General features: G+C 73.5%; 9 protein-coding genes. All 9 read left to right on the top strand.

Features of this window, described 5'->3' with window-relative positions; genetic code table 11:
- Positions 1 to 47 precede the first annotated feature (47 nt).
- Positions 48 to 1,178, top strand: coding sequence for a 3-dehydroquinate synthase II (locus DEJ48_RS14915; protein ID WP_190537421.1), 1,131 nt, complete (start codon positions 48 to 50; stop codon positions 1,176 to 1,178).
- The gene (locus DEJ48_RS14920) at positions 1,168 to 2,139 is read left to right on the top strand and encodes a UbiA family prenyltransferase (protein WP_150216588.1); all 972 of its coding nucleotides are present in this window, start codon (positions 1,168 to 1,170) and stop codon (positions 2,137 to 2,139) included. The genes DEJ48_RS14915 and DEJ48_RS14920 overlap by 11 nt, the downstream gene beginning before the upstream one ends.
- 72 nt (positions 2,140 to 2,211) lie before the next feature.
- Positions 2,212 to 3,396, top strand: coding sequence for an acyl-CoA dehydrogenase family protein (locus DEJ48_RS14925; RefSeq protein WP_150216589.1), 1,185 nt, complete (start codon positions 2,212 to 2,214; stop codon positions 3,394 to 3,396).
- Positions 3,393 to 4,604, top strand: coding sequence for an SDR family oxidoreductase (locus DEJ48_RS14930; RefSeq protein ID WP_150216590.1), 1,212 nt, complete (start codon positions 3,393 to 3,395; stop codon positions 4,602 to 4,604). The genes DEJ48_RS14925 and DEJ48_RS14930 overlap by 4 nt, the downstream gene beginning before the upstream one ends.
- Complete coding sequence (locus tag DEJ48_RS14935) at positions 4,601 to 5,599, top strand: NAD-dependent epimerase/dehydratase family protein (RefSeq protein WP_190537423.1); 999 nt, start codon at positions 4,601 to 4,603, stop codon at positions 5,597 to 5,599. The genes DEJ48_RS14930 and DEJ48_RS14935 overlap by 4 nt, the downstream gene beginning before the upstream one ends.
- The gene (locus DEJ48_RS14940; protein WP_150216591.1) at positions 5,596 to 7,137 is read left to right on the top strand and encodes a PEP-utilizing enzyme; all 1,542 of its coding nucleotides are present in this window, start codon (positions 5,596 to 5,598) and stop codon (positions 7,135 to 7,137) included. Before DEJ48_RS14935 ends, DEJ48_RS14940 begins: the two co-directional genes overlap by 4 nt.
- Complete coding sequence (locus DEJ48_RS14945; protein WP_150216592.1) at positions 7,130 to 7,441, top strand: acyl carrier protein; 312 nt, start codon at positions 7,130 to 7,132, stop codon at positions 7,439 to 7,441. The genes DEJ48_RS14940 and DEJ48_RS14945 overlap by 8 nt, the downstream gene beginning before the upstream one ends.
- Positions 7,441 to 11,211 carry an AMP-binding protein gene (locus DEJ48_RS14950; protein ID WP_150216593.1) on the top strand — a complete coding sequence of 1,257 codons (3,771 nt, stop codon included), beginning with the start codon at positions 7,441 to 7,443 and terminating at the stop codon, positions 11,209 to 11,211. The genes DEJ48_RS14945 and DEJ48_RS14950 overlap by 1 nt, the downstream gene beginning before the upstream one ends.
- Complete coding sequence (locus DEJ48_RS39730) at positions 11,175 to 11,969, top strand: maleylpyruvate isomerase family mycothiol-dependent enzyme (RefSeq protein ID WP_190537425.1); 795 nt, start codon at positions 11,175 to 11,177, stop codon at positions 11,967 to 11,969. The genes DEJ48_RS14950 and DEJ48_RS39730 overlap by 37 nt, the downstream gene beginning before the upstream one ends.
- The last annotated feature ends 21 nt before the right edge of the window (positions 11,970 to 11,990 follow it).

An 11,990-nucleotide genomic window follows, 5' to 3' on the forward strand; every position in this document is an offset into this window, starting at 1 on the left:
CCATGTCCTTTCACAGTCGCTTTATCAGCAAAAAGGGAGATTTACAGATGTCTTCGTCGCCGCAGACAGCGCTCTGGGTGGACGCCACCACCCTCACCCCGGGCGAGACGCCCGACGCCCTGGCCTACCTCCGCTCGTCCGCGGCCTCGTACCTGGTCGTGCGGCACGACCAGCTGGCCGAGTGGCAGCCCATCGACCGTCTCAAGACGGCCCTGCTCGTCGGCGCCGGGGACGAGTCGCTGGCGGAGCAGATAGCCACCGACGAGCGCATCCACATGGTCATCGCCCGCACCCCCGCCGACCTGCCGGTGGCCCGGGCCCTGGCCGGCCAGCGCGGCGTCGGGGCGCGCTGCGAGATCGTCGACGGCGACACGATGAACGAGGCCGCCGACCTCAGCGGCGAGGTCGACGTCGTCCTCGCCGTCTTCGCCGACGAGACCAACATCCCGCTGGAGCTGCTGCTCGCCAAGGCGCAGAGCACCAGGACCGACGTGGTCAAGCAGCTCCTCAACACGGCAGAGGCGCACACCGTGGCGGGCGTGCTGGAGTCGGGTCCGGCCGGGCTCATGGTCTCCGCGGAGCACCTGTCGGCCGTCGACCTGGTCACGCAGGTCGTCAAGGAGCACGGTCAGATCCGCAAGGACCTGGTCGAGCTCGAGGTCCTGCGCGCCGAGCCGATCGGCATGGGCCACCGCGGGTGCATCGACACGACGACCCTGTTCGGCGAGGACGAGGGGATGATCATCGGCTCCACGTCGTCCGGCGGCATCCTGGTCTGCGCCGAGGTGCACTACCTGCCCTACATGAAGCTCCGCCCGTTCCGCGTCAACGCGGGCGCCGTGCACAGTTACGTCTTCGGCGCCGAGGACACCGCGTACATCTCCGACCTCGAGGCCGGCGAGCGCGCGCACGCGGTGGCCGCCGACGGCACCTTCCGCGAGGTCGGCATCGGCCGGATCAAGACCGAGGTGCGTCCGCTGCGGCTGATCGAGGCCCGGCACGGCGACGTCACGGTCAACGTCATCCTCCAGGACGACTGGCACGTCCGCGTCATGGGCGGCGACGGCAAGCCGAAGAACCTGACGGACGTCACCCCGGGCAGCACCCTGCTGGGCCTCGTCACGGAGCCGGGACGCCACGTCGGCATCAAGGTGTCCGAGCACATCGATGAGCACTGAGGCCGGCCCGAGGAGCGCGCGGGGACACCGGCCCGACCGGTCCGCGGGCTCCGTCGCACGGGCCTTCGTGCGGCTCTCCAAGGTCACCGTCTACCAGCACTTCTTCCCCTGGGCGCTGGCCTTCGCGCTGCTGAGCGGGGAAGCGCTCGACCGGTCGGGCGCCGTGCCCGCCCTGGTGTGGTTCCTGATCGCCTCCGCGGCGATCGTGGCCTGCACCTCCGCGGTGGACGACGTCATCGGGTACGGGAACGGCAGCGACGCCGCGAACTACCAGGAGGGCGACCTCGGCCGGGACATCCGGCGCAAGCCGCTGCTGAGCGGGGCGGTCACGGTCCGGGAGGCCAAGGTGTTCGCCGCGGCCACCGCGGCCGTCGCCCTGGTCACCGGGGCCGCGGGGTTCACGGCGCTCGGCTGGGACGTCCCGGTCGAGTCGGTGCTCGTCTTCGTCGCGGTGGCGGTCTGCTCCGTGCAGTACTCGGGCGGCTTCAAGTTCAGCTTCCGCACCGGTGGTTCGGAGACGATGCTGGGCCTGGTCACCGCCGGCGGGCTGGTCTTTCCCTACGTGGCGCTGGAGCGCGCGTGGTCGACGGCCGCGGTGCTCGAGGCGCTGATCATGGGCCTGTGGCTGGTCATGGTCATCTCGTACTCCAACGTCAACGACAAGGAGGGCGATGCGGCCGTCGGCCGCAAGACCCTGGCGGTGGTGAGCGGCCCGCGCGTGTTCAAGGGCGCCATGGTGGCGTTCTTCGTCGCGGACGTCGCCCTGCTCGCGGCCCTCCTGGCCGTGCCTGCGATGCCCTGGTGGGGCGCGCTGACCCTGCTGCCCGCGGTGGCGCTCCACGCGTCCCAGCTCTGGTTCGGAGTGGGCCACGACAACTGGCTCAAGGCCCGGCTGTGCGGCTTCATCGCCTACGACCTGGGTTTCCTGGGGCTCCTCGCCCCGACGCTCGGCATGTCCTGACGTCGTCGTCCGGCACCCGGCATCTGTCCAACTCATCACTCGGTATGCCCGTTCCAAGGGTCTGGGGGAAACATGGCCGTCGACACCGACGCCACTCAAGTCCATCTGTCCGTACCGCTCGGCGACGCCGTCCGGGAGGCGCTCGCCGACGTCGAGGACGCGTCCGCGCTCAGCCGCTTCCCACGCGCTGTGCTGGAGAGGCTGGGCAAGCTCGGCGTGCTGCGCCGCCGCTGGCAGGGGCCCTTCCCCGGGGACGTCGTCTTCGGGGCCCGGCTCGCCGAGGAGGTCGCCCGGCACGCGCCGACCGGTGTCGCCGTCGGCGTGAGCCTGCACACGGAATCCGTCCTGTCGCTCCTGCACCGCTTCGCCGGTGACTCCGAGTACCTCGCCGACCTGCGCGAACAGGCCCTGGACGGCACGGCGATCGGAGCGCTGGCGGCCAGCGAGCCGACCGGCGGCAGCGACCTGTCCGCCATCAGGACCCTGGCCGTCCCGACCGCGGACGGCTGGTGCGTCAGGGGCAGCAAGAAGTACGTGTCCCTGGGCGCGGTGGGCGACTTCGTCATCGTGCTGTGCCGGATCGCGAAGGCGGACGGCACCCCCACCGAGCGGCTCGCCACCGTCGTGGTGCCGCTCGACCGGGCGACCGTGATCCGTGAGCACGAGAAGCTCGGCACCCACGCGCTGGACACCGTCGCCGTCGAGTTCCACGACGTCCACGTGCGAGCCGACGCCATGCTCGGCAGGCCGGGTCTCGGGCTCGCCAACGTCAGCTACGGCCTGACCTTCGAGCGGCTCGCCGTCGGCGCGCAGGTCGTCGGCGCGGTGAGCCGGGCCCTCGCCCTGGCCGTCGAACACAGCGAGCGCCGCGTGCAGTTCGGCGCCCCGCTCCGCTCCCACCAGCACATCGAGTTCAAGCTCGCCGACGTGCTCGTGGAGCTCGAGGTCCTGCGGGCGGCCGTGCACGAGGTGGCACGCCAGACGATGGACAGCCCGATGGGCCGCCCCCTGGTGGCCCGGGTCGCCGCGGTCAAGGTGCACGCGGCCCGCCGCGCCGAGCACCTGGTCAGCGAGTGCATGCAGGTCTTCGGCGGCGCCGGGTACCTCACCCAGGAGACACCGCTCGGCCAGATGTGGCGGGACATCCGCCTCGCCCGGATCGGCGGCGGCACCGACGAGATGATGCTCGCCCTGGTCGCCGGCGAACTGACCGGCTCCCCCGCCGAGTACGGCGACGCCGTGAGGATCTCGGCATGACCGGGGCGGACGGCGCACGGCCTCAGTACGGGAACGGCTGGTCCTCGTATCCCGGCGGCCGTCAGGCGGGACCACCCGGGACGCGTGGCCTGCGGATCCTGGTGGCGGGGCTCACCGGGCAGGTGGGCCAGGGACTCCTGGAGGCGTGCGCGGACGCCGGTGAGGACGCGCCGGAAGTGATCGCCCTGGTGCGGCGCCGCCCGCGGGCGCCGCAGGTCTTCGGGCCGGCGGTGACCCGGCAGGTGGTCGGCGACGTGTGCCGGGCGGGATGGGGCATCGGCGACGCCGACCTCGACGCCCTCGGCAGGATCGACGCGGTGATCGACCTGGCCGGGGCGACGGACTGGACGGCGAGCCACGCCACGCTCGACCGGGTCAACGTCCTCGGCGCCTCGCACGGCCTGGAGCTCGCCGGGCTGCTGTCCGAGCGGCTCGGCGCGGCGGTCCCGTACCTCTACGCGAGCTCGGTCTTCGTCGCCGGCCTGACCGAAGGCGTCGTCACCGAGGACCTGTTGACGCCCGAGGCCGACCGCACGCCGTACGAGCTCAGCAAGTGGACCGCCGAGCGGGCCCTGGTGACCCGCGCCCGCCGCTCCGGCCAACCGCTCCTCGTGGCGCGGATCGGCGGGGTCGTCGGCAACTCGCGCACCGGGCGCACCACCCGGCGCAGCTCGCTCTACCAGCTCGTCTCCCGGCGCGACGAGGACAAGGCCCTGCGGGTGCTGCCCGCCCAGCGCGGCGCCCGGGTCGACACCCTGCCGCGCGACGTGATCGGCGAGAGCCTGCTGCGCGTCCTGGGGCACGGACGGACCACGGACTTCGCCGCCTGGCGTGCCGGGGTCGTCGCCCAGGTGGCCGCGGGCGAGCGGGCCCCGACGCTCGCGGCGATCCTCGCCCAGCTGGAGTCCGTGGACGAGGGGTCGCGGTACCACGTGCCGCGGCTCGTCCCGGTCTCGCACCGGACGCTGGGGACGGTGACCCGGGCGGGCACCCGTTACGTGCGCTGGAGCAGGCAGGCCGGCAACCGGCTGCACGGACTGCGCTACACCTCGGTCAACCGGATCTTCGAGCGCAACCGGTTCGCCGGTCTCACCGGCGGGTGGCTGCCCGCCGTGCCGCTGGAGACGGTGCTGCGCGTCACCTTCGACCTCGCGGAGCGGCCGGTCGCCGCTCCCACCGCAGAGCTGCCCCTCGGGAGGTTCCAGTGAAGGTCCTCGTAGCGGGAGCCGGTGGCTACCTCGGCTACTGGGTGACGCGGCTCCTCACGGAGTCCGGCGCCGACGTCGTCGAGCTGAACCGCCGCGGTGTCGCGCACCACGGGCAGGCGCTCGCCGGTGACGTCACATCGGCGAAGCTGGGGCTTTCCCCCGAAGCGCTGGAGCAGTTGGCCGACGTGGAGGCCGTGGTCTCCTGTTTCGGCTCGGTGGACTGGGAGGCGGACCCCGCTTCCCTCGTCAACCTGCACGTCAGCGGCGTGCGCAACGTCCTCAACACGGCGGCGGTCCTGCCGTCCGTGCGCCGGGTGGTCCACACGTCGTCGCTCCTCGCCCTCGGCCGTGCCGAGGGGACGGTCGGCAACCGGGAGCTCTCGGTCGGGCAGACGTTCCGCAACTGGTACGAGTACGCCAAGTACCGCGCGGAGGCGGTGGCCCGGCGCGAACAGCGCGTCCCGGTGAGCGTCGTGCGGTTCGGGCCGCTGCTCGGCCCGGCCCCGGCCGAGCTGGTGCCGCTGACCGGCGGGCCGCTCCAGGCCCTGCCCCAGCTGCTCCAGGGCATGCCCCTGCTGCTTGAGCACTCCGGCCGGTTCCCCGTGTACGCGGGGGACGTGGCCGTGGCCGGGCAGGTGATCGCGGATCTCGTCCGCGCCGAGGACGCGCCCGCGGTCTGCACGTACTACGACCCGGCCCGGCCCACGCTCGCCCGGATCCTGCACGAACTCTGCCAGCCGTACGGAACCGTGCCCCGGATCGTCCAGGGCGGGCGGCGCGCGCGGGTCGCCCAGCGGTTCGCCGCGAGCAGGCTCGGGCTCGCGAAGGAGAGCCTGGAGTACACCGCTCCGCTGCCGGTCCTCGACCCCGACGTCCTGGCCGCACTGCCCCGGCCGGTACGGGCCGAACGCCCCGGATACATCGCGGAGACCGCCGAAGTCCTGCGCGACGCGCGGCGCGTGTTGTCCTCTGTGACGGAAGTGAGCACGTCATGACTGCTGTTGCCCCTGCTGCCGCCGAAGCCGGCACCGAGGGACCCGAGGAAACCCGGGAAAGGGGCCGGGCCCCGTTCAGCCGGGTCGACACGAGCGTCCATCCCACACTGCGCGTCTACTCCGCGGGCAACTTCGGCGAGGTGGCGCCCGAGCGGCTGTCCCCGATGTCGTGGTCGCTCGTCGGGCGGCCGATGGAGCTCGGCACGCGCCGGTTCATCGGCCGGGTCCTCGGCAAGCCGCGCTGGACGACCGGTTCGACGTACATCTTCACGGGCTATCTGGGCCTGCGGCCGTACCACAACCTGACGGCGTACTGCCATGTCGCCGACGAGGTGGCGCTGACCGAGCCCGAGGACGTCACGGAGGCGTACTTCGAAGGCGTCACGCCCCCGCCGCCCAGCGACGTCGAGCGCGTCATGGGCTGGCGGAAGGTCATGGTCGGCCCGCGCATGCTCAACGAGCTGCTGCGGCTGCGCACCCGCAACGCCAAGCTGGAACAGCAGGTGTTCGCGTTCGAGCAGGACGTGCGCGAGGCCCGCGAGAACGGCATCGACTGGCGGCTCGGCGAGTTCGCGGTGCGCGGCAAGAAGCTCCTGGAGATCGCCTGGGAGGTGCACATCACGTGCACCTCCGGCGCGGTGGCGGCGGAGGTGATCCGCCGTAAGGTGACCGACCGGCTGGTGCCGCAGGCCTCGTCGGTGGCCGGCTGGCTCCGCGAGCCGTCCGAGCTGCCGTGGAACCGTCTGTTCGGCCTGACCGGCATGCAGAGCGGCCCCTCCGACTTCCTGGAGAAGGTCTTCTACGAGGTCGCCGACGACCACCTGCCCTGGGCGGACTACGCGATCCGGCCCATGGCCAAGCCCGCGGAGGGCGGCGAGAGCGTCTCGGACGTCAGCCCCCGCGAAGCCCTGATCGGCATGAAGTCCGCACTGCGCGGCCGGGCGGTGGACGCATCGGTGCTGTTCCTCGGCGACATGATGTCCGTCAGGGAGCAGAGCAAGTCCCTCGCGATGCGGCTGCTGCACGTCCACCGCACGCTGGCCCGCGAGCTGGCCAGGGCGCGCGGCGTCGCCGACGCGGACTGGCCGTACCTGTCGATGGACGAACTGTCCGGGGCCGCCGTGCCGGGCCCGGCCGAGATCGAGGAGCGGCGCGAGTCGTGCGCGGAGGCACTCGCGCTCGCCATGCCCGACTACCTCGACCTGCGCCCCGGCGTCTCGGGCGCCGCGGCGCCCGAGCGGCGCCCGGCGGGTGTGTCCCCGGGTGTCTGCGAGGGGCCGGTCATCGGCATCGAGGACATGCCGACGGAGGAGGGCGCCGTCCTCGTCTGCGAGAGCGCCGACGCCAACATCATGCCCATCCTGCCCTTCGTCGGTGCCGTCGTGACGGCCCGCGGCAGTCAGTACTCGCACGTGGCCATCCTCTGCCGGGAGATGGGGGTGCCCGCCGTGGTCTCGCACCCGCTGGCCACCCAGCTCACGCCGGGACGCCGCGTGCACGTGAACGGTGATACGGGAGAAGTGAGGACCCTTGACTGAGAACACTGTGACCCAGACCGCGCAGGACCTGCCGAGCACCGAGGCAGTCGTACGCACCCTCGAGGACGCCGTGGCCGTGGACCGGCCCCGCCGGGACCTGCGGCTCACCGACTCCATCAGCCAGGACATCCGGCTGGACTCGCTGGCGCTCCTCGAAGTGCTCACGCGGGTCGAGGAGGCCTTCGACATCGAGCTGATCGACGCCCCCGAGATCTACTCGGCGACCACGGTCGGTGAACTCGTCGCCGTGGTCCAGGCACGGGCCGCGCAGCCGCAGACCGCGCCGACGCCGGAGACGCCCTGATGCGCGACCTGACGAGCTGGCTGCTCGAACCCCGCCCCGACGCGGGCATCAACTACTACGACGGAAAGCGCTGGGCCCGCACCCCCTACCCCGAGTTCGCCCGGGAGGTGCTGGCGAGCGCCGCCGCCCTGCGGGCCGAGGGGCTCGGCGCGGAGGACCGGATAGCCCTGGTCCTGCGCTCGGGACCCGCGTTCGCCCGGTACTTCTTCGCGGCCATCGCCATCGGCGCGACGCCGACCCCGCTGGCCCCCGAGGGCTACCAGGGGCCGATGGACTACGCGACGTTCGCGGCGCAGCGCTTCGAGGCGCTGCGCCCCACGGGCGTCGTCAGCGAGGGCGGCGCCCTCGACCTGCTCGCCGGTCTGCCCGCCCCCGAGGGCGGCACGCGTCCGGTCCTCGTCGACGCCGCCGCGCCCCTGCCGGCCGACGGCGACCGCACCCGGGCCGTCCTCGCCAAGGACGACCTGGCGCTCATCCAGTTCACCTCGGGCTCCTCCAGCGCGCCGCGCGGTGTGACGCTGACCAGCGAGGCGGTGCTCTCCCAGGTCGACCTGTTGCAGGACAAGTACGCCATCGACGACGACTGCGTCTTCGGGTCCTGGCTCCCCGTCCACCACGACATGGGCCTCATCGGCCTGTTCGTCACCCCGATCGTGCTCGGCTGCGAACTGTGGCTCATGCGGCCCGAGCACTTCGTGCGCAGCCCGCTGGAATGGCTGCGCGTCTTCGGCGAACACCGGGGCACCCACGCGGCCATCCCCAACTTCGCGTTGGACCGCGTGCTGCGCCGGGTGAAGGCGGAGCACCTCCAGGGCATGGACTTCTCCCGCTGGAAGTCGCTCATCGTCGGCTCCGACCGGGTCAGCATGCCGATGCTCGAAGGGTTCCACGCGCTGCTCTCGCCGTTCGGCCTGCCCGCCCACGGCCTCTCCCCGTCGTACGGGATGGCCGAGGCCACGCTCGCCGTCTCCGGCGTCGGCGTCGGCCAGGAGCCGCACGAACTCCTGGTCCGCTCCCCCGAGTTCTCCACCGGCCACCCGGTGGACATCGTGGAGCGCCGGATGCTCACCGACACCCGGCCGCGCCCGGAGGGGCTGCACAGCATCGTGTCGTGCGGCACCGAACTGCTCGGCGCCGACCTGACCGTCACCGGCGAGGACGGCCGCGGCCTGCCGGACGGGCACGTCGGCGAGCTCCTCGTGCGCTCCCCCGCCCTGTCCCAGGGGTACTTCGGTGCGCCGCCGGAGGACGAGCGGTTCACCACGGGCGGCTACCGCACGGGAGACCTCGGTTTCCGCCACGAGGACGAGATCTACGTCCTCGGCCGGCTGGGTGACTCCGTCAAGGTGAACGGCCGGTACGTCACCGCGGAGGACGTCGAGCTCGCCCTCAGCCGGGCGTTCGGCCTGCCCCAGGACAAGATCACGGTGGTCCTGAACTCGCAGAGCGGGGTCCCCGTCACCCTGACGACGGTGCAGCGGCGCGCGGCGGACGTGGACGAGGAGCGGTTCGCCGACGTCCTCGAACCGTTCGGCCTCGCCGCGGGCCGCGCACTGCTCCTGCACGTGGGCGCGCTGGCCGTCCCCCGCACCACCAGCGGCAAGCCCCAACGCGGCCTGATGTGGCGCACGTTCGCATCCGGCGACATGACGGGCACGGTCCTGTTCCGGGGCACCGACTTCCCGTACGAGCTGGTGACGGACGCGGGTTCGGGGCGCTCCCGGGTCGCCGCGGCCGACGCCGTCGACACGGCCAATCCCGTCGGCACGGCCCGACCCGTCGGAACGGCCGGTCCGCTCGTCACGGCCGGACCCGTCGCCGCGGCCGGCCGCGCCGGCACGGTCCGAACCGCCGACACGGCCAGTCCTGCCGATACGGCCAGTTCCGCCGGCGCCGCCCGGCCGGTTCCCGAGCCCGAGCTCGGCGGCAAGGGGCGCAATCTGCGGCTCATGGCGGAGCACGGGCTTCCGGTGCCGCCGTTCCGGGTCTTCGACGCGGTGGAGACGGCGGGTGGCGTCGATGAGGTCTCGGTGCGTGCCGTTCTCGCGGAGCTGACCGGCGCCGCCACCGACACGATGGCGGTGTCGGCCGCCACGGTCGGGTTCGCGGTCCGCTCCAGTCCGCCGCGCAGCATGCCCGGCATGATGGACACCCTGCTCGGCATCGGCCTCACCCCCGACGACGTGGGCCCCCTCGCCCGTCGCCTCGGCTCCGAGCGTGCGGCGTGGAACGTGCTGGTCACCCAGGCCAAACACCTGGCTCGGTACGTCGGCGGTGCGGGCGCCGCGCGGCTCGTCGAGGCGGAGAGCGCGCACGAGGCGCCGCAGCGGTTCGAGCAGCTGTGCGCGCTGTACACCGAGCTGACCGGGCAGCCCTACCCCGCCGATCCGTCGACCCAGGTCAGGGTGGCGCTGGAGGCGGTGCGCGCGTCCTGGGACTCGGCGCGGGCCCAGGAGTACCGCAGGGTCAACCGGATCCCCGACACGCCGGGGCCCGCCGTCGTGGTGCAGGCCCTCTCCTACGGCATGGCCGACGGGGTCTCCGGCAGCGGGGTCGTCTTCAGCCACAACCCGGTCAACGGCGACTCCGGGCTCTTCGGCGAGTACCTGGCGGGCAGCACCGGCGAGGACCTCGTGTCGGGCACCCGGACGCCGATGCCGATCTCGGTGCTCAAGGACCGCGACGACGTGGTGTTCGGGCAGCTGTCCCGCATGGTCACCGACCTGTACCACGTCCTCGGCGCCATGGTCGAGGTCGAGTTCGTGGTCGAGCGCGGGCGTCTCTGGCTGGTCCAGGTGCGCGCCGCGGCGGCCGCGCCGCACGTGCTCAACCGCGTCACCCGGACCATGTGGCAGGAGGGTCGCCTCGACGCCCGCGGGGCGCTGGCCCGCCTCGACGTCGACGCGCTGTTCAGGCCGCTGCCCGCGGCGGTCACCGGCGACCACGGCGAGCCGCTCGCGACCGGCCTCTCCGCCTGCGCGGGCGTCGGATACGGGCAGCTGGTCAGGAGCGTCGAGGAGGTCCTGGAACACCCTCCGGGGCACACGGTGCTGCTCCGGCCCGCGACCGAACCCGAGGACTTCGTGGGGATGAGCCAGGCGGCCGCCGTGGTCACCCTGCAGGGCGGCGGCACCTCGCACGCGGCCGTGGTGGCACGGGAGTTGAACGTGCCGACCGTGGTGGGCGTCCAGCTCTCGGCGGACGCCGCCGACGTCCTGCTCGGCGAGCGGGAGGACGCGGACCTGTTCGACGCGGACGAGGCGCTGCCCGAGGTGACGGTGTGCGGCACGTCCGGGCGCGTGTGGTGGGGGCGGCTGCCGTCGACGGTGCCGCCGCCGGACAGCACGGGCGCGGAGGAGCTGCTCCACGCGGGCGGGAGCACCACGGCCGTCTGCCTCGCGGCCGGCGTGGCGGAGGGCGGCTCGCCGGTGCTCCTCGACGCGGTCTCGGGCGCCCCCCTGGCCCTGGCCGCCCCCGAGGGCCCGGCCGCGCCGGAGGCCGGTCCGGTGCGGGCCGTGCGGTGCGGGACGACCGACGAGCTGCGGGCCTTGGCCGACGACACGCTCGTGGCCACCGACGCCGCCGACGTGGCCGAGGAGTGGACCCGCAGCGGCGGCCGCGCCGCCTATCTGCACACCGCTGTCGACGCGGAACGGCCGTGGCGTACGGACCTGCCGTCCGCCCCGCCTGCCTTCGTCGTCCTCGCGGACGCCCGGCAGGTGCCGCACGCCCGGTGGTCGCTCGCGGTGGCGTGGGCGAGGCAGGAGTGACGGCCACGGCCACCGGCACGGAACTGCGGGACCTGGCGGCCCAGTTCCGTGCGGTGCGCGCGCTCCTGGCCGAGGTCACCGACCGGGACCTGGACCTGCCCACCCCCGCGGCGGGGTGGGCGGTCCGGGACCAGATCGCCCACCTGGCGGACACCGAGGAGGTCGCGGCGGACACCGTTCTCGGCGGTCCGCGGGCCTTCGCCGAGGCAGTACGTCCGTACCGGAACGCCGACGACTTCACCGCCGCGGGTGTCGCACGGGCCGCGGGCAGGGACCGGGACTCCCTGCTGGCGTGGCTGGTGCGCGGGCAGGACGCCACCCTCGCGGCGCTGGAGAGCGTGGGGCCCGACGCCAGGGTGCCCTGGGCGCTCGGGCTCTCCGCCCGGGACTTCGCGCGGGCGCGGCTGATGGAGAGCTGGGCCCACGCCTGGGACCTGGAACGGGCGCTCGGGCTGCCCGAGCGGATGGCGCCGCGGAGCCGCCACGTGGCCTCCCTCGGCTACGACACGCTGCCCTTCGCCCTGCGCCGGGCCAGGGTCAAGGCACCCCCCGGCCGCTCCCTCCGCCTCGAACTGGACGCGGGACCGCTCGGCCGGTGGGTCTTCGGCCCCGCCGACGCCACCGACCGCGTGACCGGACCCGCCGAGGCATGGCTGAAGACGGCGACGCGGCGCGACCTGCCCGCCGCACCCCGACGCCTGGCGGCGCGGGGCCCGTTGGCGGAGCTGGCCGTCGCCCACGCCAAGGCCTTCCTGTGAGGCGCTGACCTGCCGCCCGCA

It is taken from the genome of Streptomyces venezuelae (genome assembly GCF_008642315.1).
GTDB lineage: Bacteria > Actinomycetota > Actinomycetes > Streptomycetales > Streptomycetaceae > Streptomyces > Streptomyces venezuelae_D.